General features: G+C 46.5%; 15 protein-coding genes. 5 read left to right on the top strand and 10 right to left on the bottom strand.

Features of this window, described 5'->3' with window-relative positions; all coding sequences use genetic code 11:
- Window positions 1-5 precede the first annotated feature (5 nt).
- The 4 genes from AC6H3C_RS04960 to AC6H3C_RS04945 form a co-directional block, all read right to left on the bottom strand.
- On the bottom strand, window positions 6-1,595 hold the full coding sequence (locus AC6H3C_RS04960) for a RagB/SusD family nutrient uptake outer membrane protein (protein ID WP_497519572.1): 1,590 nt from the start codon (window positions 1,593-1,595) through the stop codon (window positions 6-8).
- 16 nt (window positions 1,596-1,611) lie between these two features.
- Window positions 1,612-4,815: a SusC/RagA family TonB-linked outer membrane protein gene (locus AC6H3C_RS04955; RefSeq protein WP_497519571.1), complete on the bottom strand. Its 3,204-nt coding sequence runs from the start codon at window positions 4,813-4,815 to the stop codon at window positions 1,612-1,614.
- A gap of 36 nt (window positions 4,816-4,851) precedes the next feature.
- Entirely contained in the window at window positions 4,852-6,321 is a 1,470-nt protein-coding gene (locus AC6H3C_RS04950; RefSeq protein ID WP_497519570.1) for an L-arabinose isomerase family protein, read from the bottom strand.
- Between the two features lie 80 nt (window positions 6,322-6,401).
- A complete protein-coding gene (locus AC6H3C_RS04945) occupies window positions 6,402-7,637 on the bottom strand; it encodes an MFS transporter (RefSeq protein WP_497519569.1) in 1,236 nt (411 codons plus the stop codon).
- 105 nt (window positions 7,638-7,742) lie between these two features.
- On the opposite strand from AC6H3C_RS04945, the gene AC6H3C_RS04940 reads away from it, so the two are divergent.
- Window positions 7,743-8,504, top strand: coding sequence for a GntR family transcriptional regulator (locus tag AC6H3C_RS04940; protein ID WP_497519568.1), 762 nt, complete (start codon window positions 7,743-7,745; stop codon window positions 8,502-8,504).
- 36 nt (window positions 8,505-8,540) lie between these two features.
- Entirely contained in the window at window positions 8,541-9,536 is a 996-nt protein-coding gene (locus tag AC6H3C_RS04935; RefSeq protein ID WP_497519567.1) for an aldo/keto reductase, read from the top strand.
- 51 nt (window positions 9,537-9,587) lie between these two features.
- Here the strand turns inward: AC6H3C_RS04935 and AC6H3C_RS04930 are convergent, their stop codons facing one another.
- Window positions 9,588-10,157: a DUF502 domain-containing protein gene (locus AC6H3C_RS04930; protein ID WP_497519566.1), complete on the bottom strand. Its 570-nt coding sequence runs from the start codon at window positions 10,155-10,157 to the stop codon at window positions 9,588-9,590.
- A gap of 198 nt (window positions 10,158-10,355) precedes the next feature.
- Between AC6H3C_RS04930 and AC6H3C_RS04925 the strand changes: the two genes are divergently transcribed.
- Together AC6H3C_RS04925 and AC6H3C_RS04920 are read left to right on the top strand one after the other, a co-directional pair.
- Window positions 10,356-10,592, top strand: coding sequence for a dihydrofolate reductase family protein (locus AC6H3C_RS04925; protein WP_497519565.1), 237 nt, complete (start codon window positions 10,356-10,358; stop codon window positions 10,590-10,592).
- 388 nt (window positions 10,593-10,980) lie between these two features.
- Window positions 10,981-12,297 carry a KamA family radical SAM protein gene (locus tag AC6H3C_RS04920; protein ID WP_497519564.1) on the top strand — a complete coding sequence of 439 codons (1,317 nt, stop codon included), beginning with the start codon at window positions 10,981-10,983 and terminating at the stop codon, window positions 12,295-12,297.
- On the opposite strand, the gene AC6H3C_RS04915 is transcribed toward AC6H3C_RS04920, so the two are convergent.
- The 5 genes from AC6H3C_RS04915 to lysS all read right to left on the bottom strand — a co-directional run bounded on the left by AC6H3C_RS04915 (window position 12,260) and on the right by lysS (window position 18,194).
- Window positions 12,260-12,892 (bottom strand): acyl carrier protein phosphodiesterase, encoded by a 633-nt coding sequence (locus AC6H3C_RS04915; protein WP_497519563.1) that lies wholly within the window; start codon window positions 12,890-12,892, stop codon window positions 12,260-12,262. The two genes, AC6H3C_RS04920 and AC6H3C_RS04915, sit on opposite strands and share 38 nt — an antisense overlap.
- 91 nt (window positions 12,893-12,983) lie before the next feature.
- On the bottom strand, window positions 12,984-13,898 hold the full coding sequence (locus tag AC6H3C_RS04910) for a DMT family transporter (protein WP_497519562.1): 915 nt from the start codon (window positions 13,896-13,898) through the stop codon (window positions 12,984-12,986).
- 94 nt (window positions 13,899-13,992) lie between these two features.
- A complete protein-coding gene (locus AC6H3C_RS04905) occupies window positions 13,993-15,336 on the bottom strand; it encodes a glucose-6-phosphate isomerase (RefSeq protein WP_497519561.1) in 1,344 nt (447 codons plus the stop codon).
- 124 nt (window positions 15,337-15,460) lie between these two features.
- Window positions 15,461-16,456, bottom strand: coding sequence for an NAD(P)H-dependent glycerol-3-phosphate dehydrogenase (locus tag AC6H3C_RS04900; RefSeq protein ID WP_497519560.1), 996 nt, complete (start codon window positions 16,454-16,456; stop codon window positions 15,461-15,463).
- Window positions 16,457-16,472: 16 nt separating this feature from the next.
- The gene (gene lysS / locus AC6H3C_RS04895) at window positions 16,473-18,194 is read right to left on the bottom strand and encodes a lysine--tRNA ligase (protein WP_497519559.1); all 1,722 of its coding nucleotides are present in this window, start codon (window positions 18,192-18,194) and stop codon (window positions 16,473-16,475) included.
- A gap of 295 nt (window positions 18,195-18,489) precedes the next feature.
- On the opposite strand from lysS, the gene recJ reads away from it, so the two are divergent.
- On the top strand, window positions 18,490-20,223 hold the full coding sequence (gene recJ / locus AC6H3C_RS04890) for a single-stranded-DNA-specific exonuclease RecJ (RefSeq protein ID WP_497519558.1): 1,734 nt from the start codon (window positions 18,490-18,492) through the stop codon (window positions 20,221-20,223).
- The last annotated feature ends 65 nt before the right edge of the window (window positions 20,224-20,288 follow it).

The raw sequence follows: 20,288 nt of genomic DNA, 5'->3' as shown, positions 1-20,288 counted from the left end.
AACGGTTAATAACCTGGATTCTGTGTCATTGCTTTATTGAGCGATAACTCATAAGTAGGGATAGGTAAGAGCAAGTTTCTGTCGGAGATATTGGTTTGCGCCAGCACATGCCCCTGTACCGCTCCGTTTGCCAAGGCCCAGTCTTTGTATTCTTTCATTCGGCTAACGAAGTTTCCCCAGCGGATATAATCAGGTCGTCTCACGGCCTCGAAACAAAATTCCCGTGCCCGTTCGTTGATAATTTCCTGAAAGAATTCATCTTTCGACAAACCTTCCGGCAAATCGGCATTCACATCCGGAGCGGGAGGATTGGGTAGTTTTAACCCATATGCCCGTCTTCTTACTTCATTGATGGCCTCGTAGGCTTCGGCAGTCGGGCCGTCGTGAATTGCATTTTCTGCTTCGGCAATCATCAGTAAAATATCCGAATACCTGAGAATCGGGAAGTTTTGCGGAGAAACAACCCGGTCTTTGGGGGTTTGAACCTCATATTCCCGTCTCCATTTTCCCATGGTCCGCCTCCATAAATCCGGGTTTGGAGTTAATACACCCGGCGTTCCAACGTAGGTGAAGGGCGCAATGTTCCAATCCCTTCGTAAATCGGGCGATGCCAGAGGTGTTGTTGTACTTGTTTCGTCCTTCTCATACAAATCGAACAACCATTTTGTGGCCAACACGGAACCTCCGCTGTAGCCGATTTCGGTATCGGCGCTGCGAATTCCGCCTCTTGCCCCAATGTAATAGGTGTATTCGGATGAGCCGTTTGACAACAGTCCGTAAAATTCAACTTCCCAGATGCTTTCCTTAATATCGTATTCATCTTTGGCGTAGTTGATGAAGATATCCGAATAATCGGGATTTAGCTCGTGCATGCCCGAATCGCGGACTTTAGCCGCCCATTTTTTTGCTTCTTCGTACTGAGCGCTGTCGTTCAAAGGGTAACCGGCCATGCTCAGGCACACGCGGGCCAAAACACCCTGAACGGCCGAACGTGAAATCCGGCCGCCGCCGCTAAGGCTTGCGGCCTCGGCCACCAAAGGTTCGGCCTGGGTCATGTCGTTTACAATTTGCGTATAAACTTCACGGAGACTTGCTCTCGGAACATCCACGTTGTTTATGTCCGGTTCATCGGTTAACAGCAAAGGAACCCCGCCATAGTTACTGGCCAGCAGAAAATAATAATACCCTCTCAGGAACAGCGCCTGCCCTTTGATCTTATTTCTGGCGGTTTCGTTCAGGTCAGGATTGTCGACTCTGGCCAGAACCAGGTTTGCCCGGTAAATTCCCTGGTACAAGGTTTTCCAGAAGTTGGTCACCTGGACGTCGGCGGGGGTATAAATGTAGACTGTTGTATTCAGCTGGCCGGTGTTGGTGTATTCAATGTCGGTGCTCACGTTTAGCCAGTAAGGAACCACGTCGCCATACATGGCCTGGCTGCCAAGAACGTCGTACACACCGGCAAGTCCGGTTTCGAGCTCTGCCAGGGTCTCATAGGTGGGCGCTATAAAATTGGTCGGTTTGGTATCCAGAAATTCTTCACACGAAGAGCTTCCGGTGCCGATGATGATCGCTAATAAAAAATATTTCAGTTTCATAATTTGATCTGTTTAATTAGAATGAAGCTTTGATGCCGAAAGTGATTGTTGTGGCCAGCGGATAGGCCGCAAAATCAAAACCGGGAGTTAAGGCAGAGTGCCTTGTCGATACATCAGGATTCTGTCCTGAATAGTTGGTCCAGGTATACAGGTTTTGAGCCGAAGCATATACGCGCAAACTTTTCAGTTTTAGTTTCTCTGCCAGCGATTGGTTGAAATCGTAGCCCAGCGAGACCGTTTTCAGCCGGAGGAAAGAGCCGTCTTCCACTTCGCGGCTGGTATAATAGGTGTCGCGTTTTCCGGCAGTACGAAAATGTTCGTTGCTGGGATTTTCGGGTGTCCATCGGTTTTCGTAAGTGGCAAACTGGTTTAAGGCCACCACACGTTTGGCATTTCCTTCGAAAAACAGCCGGTTGGCATTAATCAGGTCGTTGCCGTACGACCATTGGAAGAAAATATTCAAATCGAAACCTTTATAACTGAAGTTATTGCTGAAGCCCCCCGTGTGGATCGGATAACCCCGTCCAATTACCGTAAAGTCCATTTCGTTGACCACCAGGTCGCCGTTGATGTCTTTGTATTTGATATCGCCGGGCTGAACATTGGCCCGAGCCTGTCCGTTTGTGGTGATGTGATCTTTCAGAATGTAATTTCCGAGAACCAAATCAAAATCTTCGTATTGGTAAACCCCGTCCCAAATCAGGCCGTACATTTGCCCGATGGGTTTGTCCAGTTGGGCAATATAGGGGCTGGTATTCCGGAAGTCGGTATCAAAGTTTACATTCTGAAGCAAGGCCGTTTGTCCTTCATTTAATTCCATCACCTTGTTTTGGTTGAAACTGATATTGAAGTTTGTGCTCCACTCAAAATCTTTTTTTCTGATATTTACCGTATTCACGGTGATCTCAAGCCCTTGGTTTCTGATTTTCCCGATGTTTTTGTATGCCGTGGCTACATCATAAATGGTTGTCAACCCGGTTGAATACGGCAGGTTGGCATTCAATAGCACATCTTCGGTGGTTTTCCGGTACAGATCGGCCGATAAGTCAATCCGGTTGTTGAACAGTCCCAGGTCGTATCCGATATTTGTCTGATAGGTCGTTTCCCATTTCAACCGCGGATTGCCAAAATTCTCGAGCAGGGCCCCCCGGTTGGGTTCGGAGTTATTAAAAGAATAGCCTCCGTTTCGCGGGATCGACATGGTTGAGAGATAAGCAAAATCGGATATCCGGTTATTACCGGTTGCCCCGTAACTCAACCGGAGCTTGGCATTCGACAGAGAAGCGATATTTTTCATGAAACTTTCTTCAGACATTCTCCATGCAAAAGCCCCCGACGGGAAAAATCCCCAACGGTTGCCCGGTGCAAATTTGGACGAACCATCGTACCGGGCTGAGCCTGTGATAATGTATTTAGACTTGTAGCTGTAATTAACACGTCCAAGAAACGAGGCCAGCGACCAGCGCGAACTGCCTGATGTGCCAAAGTTGGCCGAAGCTTCGTCCAAACCGTCGACCCCGGTGCCTTCGTTCAGTACCTGGATTGCTGAAAATCCGTAATTGCCGTCTTTTTGTTTTTGTACCACATTCCCGACGACGACATTCAGGTTATGAATTTTGTTGAAGTTTCTGTTGTAAGTCAACGTGTTGGTGTTGTTCCAGTTGGTAACAGGCCGGAAATAAATAAATCCGTTCTGTTTCTGGTCTCTGCGTTCATTTCCGGCAGTAGTCAACGAATTGAAGAAACCTTGCCGCTCAACCATGATGTTGGTGATACCACCAGCCAGTTTTAAGGTTAAATAAGGACTTAGCTTATATTCCAGGTATCCGTTTGCCCGCATATTATTTACCTTGGTTTGCCTGAATTCGTTTTTTGCAGATAAAATCGGGTTCACCCGGAAATCGGTTGCAGGCATAGCCGGGTCAAAGAGTTCATCCAGCAGACTTTCGTTATCGCCCAGAATTGGTCTGAATCCCCATACCGAATATAATAAACTAAGGTTGGCATATGTATACGAATCGGAGGACTGGGTCAAGATAGCGCCGTGCGAAATTTCGCTGCTGTAAGTCAGGTCGACGCCGGCTTTCACTTTTTTGTTGAAATTCTGGTCAAGCGTCATTCGTCCCTGGTACCTTTTAAAACCGGAATTGATGGCAATACCATCCTGATCGAGAACATTTCCCGAAACCGAATACGACGTATTTTCCGATCCTCCCCGAACCGAGATTTCATGGTTGTGGATGGGCGAACGCTGAAACATTTGGTCCTGCAGATCAATGCTTTTTGCATCTCTGTAATCTTCCAGAGTCTTCCCGTTTATAAAATAAACGTTCTGGGCGTAAGTTGGATTGAGCTCGGCCTGATATTTCACAAACTCGTAGGCTCCCATCAGATCGATTGATTTTGGCGGAACAGAAAAACCATAATACGCATTGTAGGTAACAACCGGAGCGCCTTTGATCCCGCGTTTTGTAGTGATTAACACAACGCCGTTTGCCCCTCTTGCACCGTAGATTGCTGTTGCCGAGGCATCTTTAAGGATGTTGATCGATTCGATATCGCTCGGGTTCAGGGTGTTTGCGTAAGAGTCTTCCATCGGGGCCCCGTCGATAACATACAAGGGGGAGGTTGATCCGGTAATTGATCCGACGCCGCGAATGACAATGTTGTTATTTGTACCGGGCTGACCGTCGTTTCCGGCAACCGTTACCCCTGCAATACGTCCGGCCAAACTTTCATCAAATGATTTGACGGGCGCTTTTTGCATCTCATTCATTTTAACCGATTCAACAGAACCGGTCAGATCCATTTTCCGGAGGGTACCGTATCCCACAATAACCACTTCATCCACACTTTTTACATCTTCTGTTAATGCGACGTTGATTGTCGTTTTTCCTTTTGTGGCTATTTCCTGCGTGGTCATCCCTACGAACGAGTATACCAGTAACGGGTCTCCTGAAGGAATGGAGATGGTGTAACGCCCGGACGGATCAGTAATGGTCCCTTGCGTGGTTCCTTTTACCACCACGGTAACCCCGGGCAAAGGATTGCCATCACTGTCGGTTACCTGTCCGCTTACAAGCTGGGGCTGTTCTGCACCAGCCGGAACTACTGCCTCGCGGGCAGCAGTGTCCACTGAAACGCAAATCACACATACCAGTATGAAAAACAACTGTTTAGCGATGCGGTTCTTTGCAAACAATGAATCATTCTTTTTCATAAGATTTCGAGTTGTTGTTTTATTCTGTGTTTGGTTTTACTTAATGATTACCGATTCAATATGAAGATAATCAGCTATCTTTTCGATTGATTTGGCATGATGTCCGATTCCTAAAGCAAAATGATGCGTTGGCCCTTCTGAAATCCAGCGGGTTAAAAAAGTCCGCACATCCGGCTTAAAAAATCCGCGCGTATTTGTATTCCCGGTAGGAGGGATCGGTCCTTTAACCGATTCGCCTTCGGCGATTACAAACTTAAACTTTCCGTCATAAGTCGAGTTAATCGAAAGCATGGTAATCGGGCCTTCCTTGATTTTAAATTCCACGCCGGCCCCGTGCCCGGGTTTGCCGTGGTATTTTTTCAGACTTCTTAAAACCGGCTTGCCTTCTGCAATCGAAATGTTGTGAGGGCCGTCATGTCCGACCAGGACAAAGCCTTCTTTGAAATCGACCGGGTGAAATTCGGCAAAACTGCCTCCGATTCCTAACCGATCCATCAACAACAGGGCAACAAGCGTTTTTAAATCGGATTCTCCGCACATCGGAAACCCATTAGAAGTTAACAACGAATTTCCGACAATGAGGTTCGACATCACTGTTCTCAGCTTGCTGTTCTCAGGTCCGTCATAATAATAAGCAAGCCCGTGGAGCTTTTTTTCTTCTACAAAGTGCTTTAATGCCACGCTCACCTTCGCGGCCACTCTTAAATCACTTTCCTGAAGTTTTAGAGAGATCGGGTCAGACACCGGATCAGGCGTATCAAAGAAGTCGAGGATCATTTCTTCGGCCGATCTGATCTCCTCCTCGGTAACCCGGTCATAACAGGCAACAAGTTCGTTTGCTTCGCATTCAACCACGTGGCAGCCAAACATCGACGTGAGCATGGTAGCATCGGTGTGCATATCCAGCATCGCGTTGATCGGATGACCAAGATGCCCGAATTGCGCATTTTTCAGATCGTGCAGCACCCTCGAAATCCGGCAGTATTCGTCAATTTGTACATCGACCTGCGGATCATCATATAAAGTGCCAATGATCATATCGGGCACTTTTTTCCCCATCCTGACAGCAACTCCGGCAAATTCGGGCAGCGAGCAAATATCGTCGTTGGCCAATTGCATGTAGGTTGACGCTTTGGTGTAATCAAGCGCTTTTAAAGGCTGAAGTGCAACAAGAATAATTGGCACAGAGAGTGTTTTGATAATGATCCCAAACGTACCGGAAGTGGCATAGGTAAGCATATTGCAAAAAATCATATCCAGGTTGGCTGCTTCCAGTTCTTTCACCACAGCGTAAGCCTTTGCCGGGTTGTCAACCATTCCGAAATCAATGATGGTTGGGCCTTTATCTGAAAATTTTTGGAGAATTACTTCGTGTTTGTGCATTAAATCATCAAGCAAACCGGGGAATTGACTCCAATACTTGTCATACCCAACACCAAATATTCCAATCCGGGCTGAAGTTTTCTGCAGGGTTATCAGTTTTTGTTCTTTTAAAAATGTGTCCATAATAACGCTTTTAATATTTATCTTTACGCACTAAGTATTTTCATGTAAAAAAATAATCCAACCTCCGTTCTGTGTTTCGTTTAATGGAGATTTATTGTTTTTAATTTAGGGATGAATACAAGGAAGCCAATAAAACAAACCAGGTACATCGATCCGGCATAGATCCACATGGGGTTGTAAGAGTATTTTGTGATAATCACTCCAATGACCGGATTCAGAATTAAAGCTGAGATGGCACCTGCAGAGCCTGAAAAACCTACGATGGTAGAGGTTGCTGATCTCCCGAAAATATCGCTGATGGAAGTAATGTAATTGGTAATCCATAGCCCGTGAGCAAAAAAGACAATAGACATAATCACCATGATAAGCCCGATTGAAGGCACGTACTTGACCAATAAGGCTGCCATAGTCAGCAAAGCAGCAATTCCCATGATGCTTTTCCGGGCTTTGTCCAGGCTCGATGTTTTCTTTAATACCACGTCCGACAACCAGCCGCCAAGCATATTGGAGAGTCCCAGAGCTAAAAACGGGATCCAGAACAAATTGCCAATTTGTACGAGATCGGCACCGCGCGATTCATTCAGAAATTTTGGAATCCAGAACATATAAAAATAGAAGATGGGATCCAGTAAAAACCGGATCATAATAAAAACCCATACTTCTTTAATCCGTAATATTTGAGCCAGTTTTGTTCTTAACCGTGGGTTTGGTTTGTCTTCCGCGTTTTCTGTTAAATGATTGGCTGGTTTACTTTTGGGAAACAACAGCCAGGCTCCCAGCCAAATGAAACCAATGATGCTGGTGACAATAAATACTCCTCTCCATCCGGTGACCTGAATCAGGTACACGCAGAGCGGAGGGGCAATGACGGCGCCGAGCGCCGAACCTCCGATGGCGATCCCGTTTGCCAAAGCCTGCTTGTTTTTTGGAATCCATTCTACAACGGCTTTGATCGCCCCGGGAAAAGCGCCGCCTTCGCCTACTCCCAGCAGAAAGCGATAAAATCCGAAATGGAAAGCATTGTTGGCAAACGAATGCAGCATGGTGGCCAGCGACCAGACACCTACTGAATATGCCAGCCCAATACGGCTCCCGTAACGGTCAATAAGTATTCCTCCCACGGTAAACATGATGGCGTAACTAATCAGAAAACCAGTATTGATAAAGCCATATTCAATATCTGAAATGTGAAAGTCTTCTTTAATCCGGATAATTGAGATGGAAAGGACCTGCCTGTCAAGAAAGCTCAGAGCCGTTGCAAAAAAGGCCATCATCACAATTAACCAGGGAAGCCAGGGAGAATATTTTTTCATCATGAGTTAACGCACTAAGTTAATTTTTTTACAAAAATACAAATGCCTTTCAATTGTGCAAATAATATTGTTATTTTGTCGTTGTAATTATCGCTTGTTATAAAACATATGAACAAAGCTGTTCCGAAGTATATTGCTATCAGTAAGGAAATCATCCAGAAAATTGAATCGGGTGAACTGCAGCCGGGAGATAAAATTCCCTCTGAAAATGAGTTGATTAAAATGTACTCCATTAGTAATACCACCGCGAGGAAGAGTCTTCTGGAAATTGAGCTTAACGGTTGGGCAAACCGGATTAAGGGAAAAGGAACCTTTGTGCTCAATCGGTCGGAAGACAAACACCTAACCCGGGTTCTGGGTTCCTTTCATGCGATGAAAGAAAGCTTCAGCGACAACCTGATTAAGGAAGGCTTTACGCCTAAAAATATCATCCTTGAAAAAATTACGCTCGACGAAGGCATTTCTTCATCCATCAATAATCGTCATTATATTATGGAAGGGCCTGTTTTAAAGATTCATCGTTTACGTTATGCCGATGAGGTATTACTAAAGGATGAAACCCGGTATATTTCGATGTCAATTTGTCCGAAAATTCATCTTATTGATCTGGAACAATCGCTGATCAAGGTTTATGAAGAAAAATATCAACTGGTCTTAGGCAACGTGGAGCGAACACTAAGCAACACCATCATCTACCCGCAGGAACCCAACAACTATTTTGAAAATGAAATTCCGATTGCAGTTTTCATCCTCGATGGCGCTATTTTTTGCCAGGACGGACGGCTGGTCGAAATAGAGAAATCGCTCTACCGGGGCGATAAATATAAATTCACGATCAGCACAAAACCCCAGCTGATATCCAGCAAATAGAAAAATCGTTAACAAACATTATCAATCAGAACCATTATGGAATACCGCAAATTGGGAAATTCGGAGTTGGAAGTGTCGGTAGTCACGTTTGGCGCGTGGGCAGTAGGGGGATGGATGTGGGGAGGTACCGAACACCGCGAATCGGTGAATGCCATCCGCGCTGCCTATGACTTGGGCGTAACATCAATCGATACGGCTCCTGTTTACGGGATGGGGGCAAGTGAAGAAATTGTAGGTGATGCCATCAGCGGGCTCCCGCGCGACAAGGTCCAGATTTTGACCAAATATGGTTTACGCTGGGACACCAAACTCGGGGATTACTTTTTCAGCAGCTTCGATAACCAGGGAAATCCGGTTAACCTGCATCGGTACTCCGGGAAAGAAAGCGTGATCAAAGAATGCGAGGACAGTTTACGCCGCCTTAAAACTGACTATATTGATCTTTACCAAATCCACTGGCCCGATTCAACCACGCCGATCCCGGAAACCATGGAAGCAGTGGCTCAGCTGATTAAAGACGGAAAGGTCAGGTACGCCGGGGTTTGCAACTACACCGCCGAACAAATGGAGGAAGCCGGGAAATCGGTCACGCTGGTATCCAATCAGGTTCCATACAGCATGGTTAAACGCGGCATTGAACGCGAATTGGTGCCTTACACACTTAAAAATAACAAATCGATATTGGCTTACAGCCCGATGGAGCGGGGCTTGCTGACCGGAAAAATGAAACCGGGTCATCAGTTTGAAAAAGGTGACCACCGGGCCGGAAATCCTTATTTTACCAATGAAAATATTCGGCGGGTCAATGTTTTTTTAGATAAGCTGAAACCCCTGGCCGATGAAAAACAGGCAAGCATTGGCCAACTGGTGATCCGTTGGACAGTGGAACAAGCCGGGATAACCATTGCCCTGGTGGGAGCGCGTGATGCAAACCAGGCTATCCAAAATGCCCGGGCGATGGATATTCAGTTATCATCCGAAGAATTGGCATTCATCACCGGCGAATTAAATCAACTTCAACTGGAATTATAATAACCGGCCAGCATTAGTCACCCTCAAACCAGCGGGTGACTAATGCTGACCTTAGTTGACCCGCGTAACACCACCCGAAACCACAAACTTCATGGCCTCGGCCGGGGGCATATTCAGTTTATGAACGGCTGAAGTCGCGATCATGAACAACTCGCCCGAAAAGTTGTACGAGTGCGGGAAATACACGGCTACCATGCCTGTCAGCCCCAATTCGTCGAGACTTTTCTGGGTGATAAAACCAATTTTCCACAGGTTGTTTTCGCTATTGATACAGACCATGACCGGCTCGCTGAATTTCTTCTCTTTACCGGCAAAAGCCGAAAACAAATCGACCAGCGAGCTGTAAATCACCTTAAGCAGCGGGGCCTTTTCGAGCAGTCGTTCGCCCACCTTTTTGAATGGGTTGGTGACCACGTACTCGCCGACGAGCCCAAGCAGGGTGAGCAACAAAACAATAATCAGCAGTCCCAGCCCGGGAATAATGTGCCCCAGCCAGGTCTTGAGTACATCGCGTAATATACCGTCAATAAAATCGAAGGTTAAGAAGATGATATATCCGGTAATGGCAATCGGGGCGACCAGTACCAGTCCTTTCATGAAGTAGGAGAATAACTGTTTCATTTGCTTTCTGATTTTAAATGTTCCGTGGGCGGAAGATACAAAATATCGGCCGACCGGGCATAATGCCCGCATTGTTTTCTGCCGGAATTGGAGAGACCGAAAACGGCTGTCTTTCACCGGTTCGTGTTCTGTCAACTCCTCCGGTTGTCTTCTCCTTCCCGGCGGAATTTGCTTTTTTGTTTTATCCAACATTGCCCTATGCAGGCGCCACGAAAAGAGACATACACAAAAATCTTTAAAATACCGGAAACAATTCAACAATTTTTGAACGCAGGGCTGATCAATGAATTTTATATTCACATTACACCTGTCATTTTAGGAAGCGGTATCCGTTTGTTTGACAATATTGACAAAGATATTTTCAGCATTGAAATTAGTGAAGTAATTCCTTCAAAATTAACCACTCACTTGAAATACCGGTTAACGAAAAAATGATAAAAACTACCGCCAATCACCAAAAACCGGCCTCCCCTTCCATTAAACTCAAACGAGGGGGTAAGCCGGCGACCGTTTTGTGACAATAAAACCACTCCTGTTTGAAAAATTTCCATCTGAAAACATTGTACTGCTCGCCGAAATTGCCCGGACATCAGAAACCTGGATGCCAGCCGGATGGAGAACTCAGTTACTAAAATCCCGGACTGACGTCGTTTTTGGGTTTCAGGGCTCCCTGATTTTTTGTATCTTTAAACTGCTTTTCAGATTTTAGGTGGAAAAGCAAACAGATGCCATGTTTTTTAGGAGGCCACGCTCAACATCAATCCCGGTTTTTTTACATGGACATCCGGAAAGGTTTATTGATTCAAAAAAAACGATTGAAATCATGAAGTATCGCTCTTACTCGCTCGGCAACTACCGCGAAATTCCGCAAATGACCAAACTATCGGAAGAACAAAAGTTTGTGATTGATGTTGTTGGCGCTGTTTTACCTTTTAAAGTCAGTAATTATATTGTCGACGAGTTAATCGATTGGGAACATTTTGAAGATGATCCGTTTTTTATCCTCAATTTTCCGCAAAAGGGGATGCTCTCCGACGAACATTTCCAGCGTATTGCCTGGCTGTTAAAATCGAATGCCGACAAAGTTACGCTGAAAAATGCCATAGAAAAGGTACGCCTTCAGCTTAATCCCAATCCGGCCGGACAGGAAAGCAACGTTCCGTATCTGGATGGGGTGCGTTTAAACGGAATTCAGCATAAATACCGGGAAACCGTTCTTTTTTTCCCGACACAGGGACAGACTTGCCATGCCTACTGTACGTTTTGCTTTCGCTGGCCGCAATTTGCGCTGAATAGTTTCAAGTTCGCGATGAAAGAAGTTGATTTGCTGGTCAGGTACCTGAAACAACATCCCGAAATTACCGATATCCTGTTTACCGGCGGCGATCCCGCGGTGATGTCGACCCGGCATTTTGTCAATTATTTCAACGCCATCCTGAATGCCGGTCTGGATCATATAAAAACCATCCGCATTGGCACCAAAGCGCTGACGTACTGGCCCTACCGGTTTACCAGCGACAGCGATGCCGGCGAATTGCTTCACTTGTTTAAAAAAATGAATCAGCGGGGCATCACCATCTCCCTGATGGCCCATTTTAACCATTACAGGTCGCTGGAAACAACAGCAGTCAAAAAAGCGATCGACAAACTGAAAGCGGCGGGTGTTCAGATCAGGGCGCAGTCTCCTCTTTTAAAGCACATCAACGACGACCCGGATGTGTGGGCCCTGATGTGGCGTAAACAGGTCAATCTGGGGATCATCCCCTATTACATGTTTGTGGTGCGCAACACCGGCGCGCAGGACTATTTTGCCGTCTCACTGGAAGAGGCATGGCGTATTTACCAGAAAGCGATTCAACAGGTCAGCGGAATCTGCCGCACAGTGCGGGGCCCTTCTATGTCGTGTGCCCCGGGAAAGATCCAGATCCTGGGAACCCAAAAAGTGAAGGGAGAAAAGGTATTTGTACTGAATTTTCTGCAAGGACGTAACCCGGACTGGGTCAACCGCCCGTTTTTTGCCCGCTACGATCCGAAGGCTATTTGGCTGGATGATTTGGAGCCGGCTTTTGGCGAAGAGCAGTTTTTCTTCGAAAAGACCGACCTCAAAGTACAACATTATCCGTCCAAAGCCCGTGTTTAACGGGTTTCTTTATTTTCACCCCAAATCGGGTTTCAACAAACAACACCAGCTCGTTAAAAAAAGTCTCAAATTCTTCTTTGATCAGGTCATATTCCGAAACCAGCGTTTGCATAGCAAATTCAGTTTTCTCCGGAAGACTGGTCCGTCGTCCCATAATTTCCAGCGAATGACTGATTCCTTCAAGCTGCGCATACGATTCGAGCCGTTTGTGCTGAATTAAAAACGGAAGAAAGGTTTTCACCGCTAACGGCAGGTGAATGAAATTGGAAAGCAAAACAGCATGCACATGTTTTGAAAATTGCCGCAAAGTATACACCGAATAAGCAGCCCAGTACCGGGCCAGAAAATGATCGAAAACAACATCGGTCACAATGCCGGCATACCGTCCGTAGCCTGGTTGAAACCGTCGCGAAGCCTGCCGTACCAGGGGATGGTTGTCGGTGAAGGCATCAATACTCCGGTGAAGCAAAACGCCCCGCCCGACTTCTTCCCGGAAATTCAGGTATTGCTGCCCCTTCACATAGTCGCCGATAAAATTCCCCAGAATCAGCTCATCCGACTCTCCCGACAGGTATACATGTGCCAGATAGTTCATGACGCAAATTAAACAAATTTGACCAGATCAAGCTTCATCCACCCGAAAATCATTTTTGGGCATACGCTGAAAACCGCCTGCATCTTTCGGATTATTCGCCCGAAAACGATCGTCGCCGAAAGATTCGCATTCGCGCCACCGAAATCAGCAAAACACCCAAAACGGTAAGCAAACCGCCCCACAACTGGTGCCCGAGCGGAAAGGTTTGGAAATATAAATAACTCCCGATCAGCACAAATACACCCTTCAGGCTCTGCACGATCGATGATTTGGAAACTTCGATGTATTTAAACGAATAATAAATCGTGAGGATTCCGAGGAACGGACCAAAAAATGAACCAATCACAATGTTGGTCAGAGCAGATACCGGGATGGCCAAAGGCTTTCCTGAAATGAGCAGCATGACTGCCGATGCCAAAAACAACCAGGCCGACACGTTGGTGTTTAGCACCTCGGCCGGGATTTTTTTCAGATTCATTTTTACAATCAGCGAAGCCACCGCCGCAAAAATCGCGTTGATCAGTACCACTCCGGCCCCCGGGATAAACAAATCGGAAAGTGACGTGCCTCCCTGGTAGCTGATAATAAAAGCGCCTGTCAAGGCCAGCAAAGCGCCAATTACTTCTGTCAGGCTGAATCGTTCACTGAGAAAGATGACTCCCATAATCGTCAGCAACACCGGGTAAATATTACCCAAAAAAGAGGTAATCGCCGGGTCGGGAATGATTTGAATGGACAGGTAAAAGGTCAGGTTGGTCAGGATTTCGAGAACACCCAAAAGCAGTAAAATCCGCCAATGTGAAAAATTGAAGTTCCGGATGGCAGCAAGCCCGCCTGTTTTGACGAGCCAGCCCAGGTTAAACAACAGAGAAACAGCAAACCAGTACACGCCAAACTGGAACAAATGCACTTCGTTCAGCGCCGCTTTACTGAAAATGTAAATGTTCGAAAATGCCAGGGTAGCAACAATCGCGAAAAAATATCCTTTAAACCGGTCTGATTTCACTCGTCTGAGTTTAGTATCCTATTGAATGGGTGATCGGTATAAAAGAGAAGTCAATTTTGTTTGACTTCTCTTTTTTATATGAAAATAAGGCCGGTTACAAACACGCTTTAATGGCTTTGGTTTCGGCTTCGAAGCCAGGCTTTTCGAGCAAAGCGAACATGTTCTTTTTGTAAGCTTCGACCCCGGGCTGGTCAAACGGATTTACGCCGAGTGCGTAACCGCTGAGGCCACAGGCCTTTTCAAAGAAATAGATCAGCTGCCCCAGGTAGTATTCATTCAGCTTGGGTAACTCGATCAGCATGTTCGGAACGCCACCGTCAACATGGGCAATCATGGTTCCCAGTTCGGCCATTTTATTCACTTCGTCAACCCGCTTATTGGCCAGGAAGTTCAAACCGTCGAGGTTTTCCGGGTCGGTAGGGATCCGCACTTCGCGATCGGGACTGGCCACTGAGATCACTGTTTCGAACAACTTCCGCTCGCCTTCCTGGATGTATTGGCCCATCGAATGCAGATCGGACGTAAAGTCAACGCTGGCCGGGAAAATTCCTTTCCCTTCTTTTCCTTCACTTTCGCCGTAAAGCTGTTTCCACCATTCGGCCACGTAATGTAATTTAGGATTGTAGTTCACCAAAATTTCAATCAGCTTGCCGCTTTTGTAGAGTTCGTTCCGTACAGCGGCATATTGGGCGGGCAGGTTTTTATCGAAAGGTACATCAACGCCCGATGCATGTTCCATATCCACCGCCCCTTTTACCAGGGCACGGATGTCGAAACCGGCTACTGCAATCGCCAGCAAACCAACCGGCGTGAGCACCGAGTAACGGCCGCCTACATCATCAGGAATCACGTATGTTTTGTAACCCTCGGTGTCGGCCAGTTTACGCAAGGCGCCACGGGCAACATCAGTAACGGCCACAATACGCGATTTGGCTTCTTCTTTGCCGTATTTCTCTTCGATATCCTGTTTCAACATACGGAAAGCAAGGGCCGGCTCGGTTGTCGTTCCTGATTTGGAGATTACAGCCATGGCGTATTCTTTGCTTTTCAGCAGTTCGCGCAGTTCATACAAATAATCTTCGCTGATATTTTGGCCGGCAAAAAGCACCAGGGGTTTATCGCTTCCTTTCAACTGAACAAAACTATCGGATAAAGCATCCAAAACGGCTTTAGCCCCGAGGTAGGAGCCACCGATGCCAATCACAACAAAAATGTCAATTTTCTTCGATTGAAGCAATCTGGCCGTTGCTTCGTAGTCGGTCAGTTCAGTCTCAGAGATCGAAGACGGCAGGTTCACCCAACCCAGAAAATCGTTTCCTTTTCCTGTTTTCTGATGAAGCGCTTCATTATGCTTTTGCAGCTCACCGGCGTAGCCATACACCGCATCTTTTGATATGAAACCGAATGTTTTATCAAATTTTAAGCTGATGTTTTCCATCTGTTTATATGATTTTAAGGTTCATGTAATTCTCTTCAACTTGTCGAAACCTGCCGGAAAAAAACGGTCGCTCCATAAACACAGGCAAGGCGTTTGCACAGGTTAATTCTTCACAGGACCATCCCTATCTAAGCTTTTCTGTCAGCCGGCGAATCTCTGCCGCGGGATTAACACCCTCGTAAAGAATGTTATAAACAGCCTCACAAATCGGGATATTTACTTTGTATTCCGCGTTTATTTCATGAATGGATTTGGTTGCATAATACCCTTCGGCCACCATGTGCATTTCGAGCTGGGCAGTTCGGGTGGTGTAACCTTTTCCGATCATGGTTCCAAAGGTACGATTTCGTGAAAACTGGGAATACGCTGTCACCAGCAAATCGCCCAAATAGGCCGAACTCTTAATATCGCGGGTGATGGGATGAACTTTATCGACAAAGCGTTTAATTTCCTGGATGGCATTGGCCACGAGCACTGCCTGAAAGTTGTCGCCGTAACGCAACCCGTGTACAATTCCGGAGGCAATGGCAATAATATTTTTCAGGACAGATGCGTACTCGGTGCCATAAATATCATCCGACACCTGCGGCCGAATATACGGACATTCGAGCCTGACAGCAAAATCGCGGGCCCGTTTAATATCCGGACAGGCAATGGTGAGGTACGACAAACGCTCCAGGGCAACCTCTTCGGCATGACAGGGACCGGCAATGACGCCAATCCGGTCGTAAGGCACTTTGAACTTGCGGTGAAGGTATTGCCCGACAATCTGGTTTCCCTCGGGGACAATCCCCTTAATAGCCGAAACAATAAACTTTTGGCTGATATTCACGTTCAGTTCGGAAAGCGAACTGTCCAGAAAGGCCGATGGTATTGCTAACACCAACAGGTCTGACTGTGTAATCACCTCATTGATATCGTTAAAAAAGTCAATCCGGCTAACGTCAAACTCAACACCCCTCAGGTAGCTGGGATTGTGTTTGAACCGCTTAAACTGTTCTATGTTTTCCGGGTTTCGGAAGTACCAGTTTATCCGGTCAACATTATTCAGGAGAATTTTTGCCAGGGCCGTAGCCCAGCTTCCACTCCCTATAATTGCTATTTTCGGTTCGGTAGGCATAGTTGAGCGCTCAATGTTACGCGAGCCATTGCTTCACATCGTCCATTGAGGGATTTTCCAATCCCAGTTTATTTTTTTTATTGTACCCGCAAAGATCGTTAAAGAGCTTTCCGGCTTTCACTTCTTTTAAAGCTTCTATTTTTTTGAAGCCCATCTTTTTAAGCACATCCACCCAATCGCCGGGAACCCCCAATGCCTCGAATTTTTCATCCGGGTCGGCATCCGGTTTTTTCTCCGGTTTCATTTGCGGGAAGAATAAGACATCCTGAATCGACGGGCTGTTGGTCATAAACATGGTCAGGCGATCGATTCCGATTCCCATGCCCGATGTTGGCGGCATCCCGTACTCGAGGGAACGCAAAAAGTCCTGGTCAATGAACATCGCTTCATCGTCTCCTTTTTCAGAGAGTTTCATCTGGTCTTCAAAACGTTCGCGCTGGTCAATCGGATCGTTCAACTCCGAATAAGCATTGGCCAGCTCTTTCCCGTTGACCATCAATTCAAAGCGTTCGGTCAGTTCGGGATAATCGCGGTGTTTTTTAGTCAGCGGCGACATTTCGACCGGATAATCGATGATGAAGGTCGGCTGAACGTAGTGATGTTCACATTTTTCCCCAAACAGTTCATCAATCAGCTTGCCTTTACCCATGCTCGGATCTGTTTCGATTCCCAGTTCGGCGCAAATGGCCCGTAATTCATTTTCCGATTTTCCGGCAATGTCGTAACCGGTGTGCTCTTTAATGGCATCGTACATGGTCACCCGCGGGAACGGCCGTTTGAAATCGATGATTTTATCGCCAACCTCGACTTCTGTTTTTCCGTGTAAGGCCAGGGCGACGCGCTCCACCATTTCTTCGGTGAAATTCATCATCCACTTGTAATCTTTGTACGCCACATAAATTTCCATGACTGTAAACTCGGGGTTGTGTGTCCGGTCCATTCCTTCGTTACGGAAATCCTTGGCAAATTCATAAACACCTTCAAAACCGCCAACAATCAAACGTTTCAGATACAACTCGTTGGCAATGCGCAGATAAAGCGGAATATTTAAGGCATTGTGATGCGTAATAAACGGACGGGCGGCAGCACCGCCGGGGATGGATTGCAGAATGGGTGTTTCGACCTCCAGGTAGCCGTACTCGTTGAATATTTGGCGCATGGTATTCACGATTTTTGTGCGTTTTACAAAAACGTCGCGAACCTGAGGGTTAACAATCAGGTCGACATAGCGCTGGCGGTAACGTTGTTCCGGGTCGGTAAACGCATCATAGATCACCCCATCTTTTTCTTTTACCACAGGAAGCGGTCTCAACGACTTGCTCAGTAACTTCAGTTCTTTTACATGGACCGATTTTTCGCCCACCTGCGTGATAAAGGCAAAGCCTTTCACCCCAATAATATCGCCAATATCGAGTAATTTTTTAAAGACATCGTTGTAGAGGGATTTGTCGTCGCCCGGGCAAATTTCATCGCGGTTAATGTACAACTGAATACGTCCGGTATCGTCCTGCAGCTCGGCAAAAGATGCTTTTCCCATAATTCGCTGGCTCATGATACGACCTGCCAGAACAACATCCTGATAGTTTCCTGCCTCAGGCTCAAACTGTTCCCTGATCTCTGCTGTTTTTGTATTCACCGGATATTCTTCAGCCGGGTAAGGTTCAATTCCTGACTCGCGTAATTTTGCCAGTGAATTCCTCCGGATGATCTCCTGCTCGCTCAGCTCTGCTATACTCATTGGTAATCTTCCTTTTGAATTTGCTTCGAAAAAATTTGTGCAAAGATAACAAAGAATTGAATAATCCCTACTGACCGGTTTCGTCAAACTAAAACGAACAAAATCAGTTGTTTGTATTTTTTTGACCTATGTTGATAATTTTATAGTGAAGCTAATGATTTGAGGGGATGAAATTTAGCCCTGCGTTAAAATACCGGCGCCGGCAGAACAAGAGAACCAGCTCGTCTTTTTGTTTTCCAGATCGGTCTTCATTTTCTATCTTTGAAAAATTTAAGTTGTTCGTAAATACGTGGCGGTGGAAATAGGAATGGATAAAATTTGGAAAGTCAAACAACAAGGCGATTTAAATGTAATCAAGCATTTATCTGCGGCCCTGAATGTCAACATGGTTATAGCCAACCTGTTGGCTCAAAGGGGGGTTACATCGTTTAATGAAGCCCGGTCATTTTTCAGACCGAAACTTTCCGACCTGCACGATCCGTTTCTGATGAAGGACATGGACAAGGCCGTAGAACGGCTGGAAAGAGCCATCATCACCCGGGAAAAGGTGATGATATACGGCGACTATGACGTTGACGGCACCACCTCGGTGGCCCTGATGTACCAGTTCCTGCGTACCCGTATCGAAAATCTGGATTTCTACATTCCCGACCGCTATTCGGAAGGCTACGGAATTTCGCCGCAAAGTATTGAATACGCCGCCGAACAAAAATTCTCACTGGTCATTGTACTCGATTGCGGCATCAAGGCCGTTGAAAAAATCAAACAGGCCAAAGATCATGGTATCGATTTTATTATTTGCGACCATCACAACCCGGATGAAGAAATCCCCGATGCCGTTGCGGTGCTCGACCCCAAACGCCCGGACTGTAACTACCCGTACAAGGACCTCTCGGGTTGCGGGGTTGGTTTCAAGCTTTTGCAGGCTTACATCTTAAAAAACGATATTCCCGTCATCGAACTTTACGACCTGCTTGACCTGGTGGTCGTCAGCATTGCTTCGGACATTGTTCCGGTAACCGGCGAAAACCGCGTATTAGCTCATTACGGACTTAAAAAGCTGAACTCGAACCCCAGCCTGGGCCTAAAAACCATCATTCGCCTCTCCGGACTTGACGGGCAACATATTTCCATTAGTGATATTGTTTTTAAAATCGGGCCCCGGCTAAATGCATCAGGAAGAATTGAACACGGCAAAAGATCGGTGGAAATTCTGGTGATTACCGACGAAGATGAATCGACCCGCCTGGGAGATGAAATCAACTCATACAACGAAATCCGCAAAACGCTCGACCGGGATATTACCCAGGAAGCCTTGGATATGATTGCCCACGACCCCATTCAGGCAGAACGAAATGCCACAGTTCTGTACAACCGCGACTGGCATAAAGGCGTGGTCGGAATTGTCGCGTCGCGTTTAACCGAGCATTATTACCGGCCCACAGTCATTCTGACCGAATCCAACGGGCTGGCCACAGGTTCAGCCCGTTCAGTCAAAGATTTTGACCTGTACGAAGCCATTGGCCAATGCAGTGATTTGCTCGAATCGTACGGTGGCCACATGTATGCTGCCGGCCTGACCATGAAAATTGAAAACATCCCGGCTTTTACCCGCCGCTTTGAGGAAATTGTAAGAAACACGATTACTGACCTGCAACAAACAGAGATACTGGAGGCTGACGCCAAAATTCAGCTCTCGGAAATTACCCCAAAATTTTACCGGGTTTTAAAACAGTTTGAGCCCTTTGGCCCCCACAATATGACTCCGTTGTTTATGACCGAGAATGTGCTTGACAGCGGCACCAGCCGATGCGTAGGCCGAAACATGGAGCATCTGAAGCTTGACCTGGTGGAGCCAACCGGAAACTCATCCATCTTTTCAGCGATTGCATTTAATCAGGCAAGCCATTATGAGGCCATCAGCCAGGGACTGCCATTCGATATCCTGTACTCGGTTGCTGAAAATGAATTCCGGGGGAAAACCAATCTCCAGCTATACATCCGGGATATTGCAGCCAAATTATATTAATCCTGTTTTTTACTAACCTATTAAAAAAACTCTATGAATCAAAAAGTGAAAAACCAGAACCAGTT

It is taken from the genome of Gaoshiqia sp. US2, assembly GCF_059705485.1.
Note: the sequence above shows the minus strand (reverse complement) of the source record. Positions and strands in the feature narration are given on the sequence as shown.

Coding starts and splice junctions, on each gene's coding strand:
- lysS (WP_497519559.1), bottom strand. CDS start 18,194: ATGAGTATAGCAGAGCTGAGCGAGCAGGAGATCATCCGGAGGAATTCA.
- AC6H3C_RS04905 (WP_497519561.1), bottom strand. CDS start 15,336: ATGGAAAACATCAGCTTAAAATTTGATAAAACATTCGGTTTCATATCA.
- AC6H3C_RS04900 (WP_497519560.1), bottom strand. CDS start 16,456: ATGCCTACCGAACCGAAAATAGCAATTATAGGGAGTGGAAGCTGGGCT.
- AC6H3C_RS04955 (WP_497519571.1), bottom strand. CDS start 4,815: ATGAAAAAGAATGATTCATTGTTTGCAAAGAACCGCATCGCTAAACAG.
- AC6H3C_RS04950 (WP_497519570.1), bottom strand. CDS start 6,321: ATGGACACATTTTTAAAAGAACAAAAACTGATAACCCTGCAGAAAACT.
- AC6H3C_RS04915 (WP_497519563.1), bottom strand. CDS start 12,892: ATGAACTATCTGGCACATGTATACCTGTCGGGAGAGTCGGATGAGCTG.
- AC6H3C_RS04925 (WP_497519565.1), top strand. CDS start 10,356: ATGCAGGCGCCACGAAAAGAGACATACACAAAAATCTTTAAAATACCG.
- AC6H3C_RS04930 (WP_497519566.1), bottom strand. CDS start 10,157: ATGAAACAGTTATTCTCCTACTTCATGAAAGGACTGGTACTGGTCGCC.
- AC6H3C_RS04960 (WP_497519572.1), bottom strand. CDS start 1,595: ATGAAACTGAAATATTTTTTATTAGCGATCATCATCGGCACCGGAAGC.
- AC6H3C_RS04945 (WP_497519569.1), bottom strand. CDS start 7,637: ATGATGAAAAAATATTCTCCCTGGCTTCCCTGGTTAATTGTGATGATG.
- AC6H3C_RS04935 (WP_497519567.1), top strand. CDS start 8,541: ATGGAATACCGCAAATTGGGAAATTCGGAGTTGGAAGTGTCGGTAGTC.
- AC6H3C_RS04920 (WP_497519564.1), top strand. CDS start 10,981: ATGAAGTATCGCTCTTACTCGCTCGGCAACTACCGCGAAATTCCGCAA.
- AC6H3C_RS04940 (WP_497519568.1), top strand. CDS start 7,743: ATGAACAAAGCTGTTCCGAAGTATATTGCTATCAGTAAGGAAATCATC.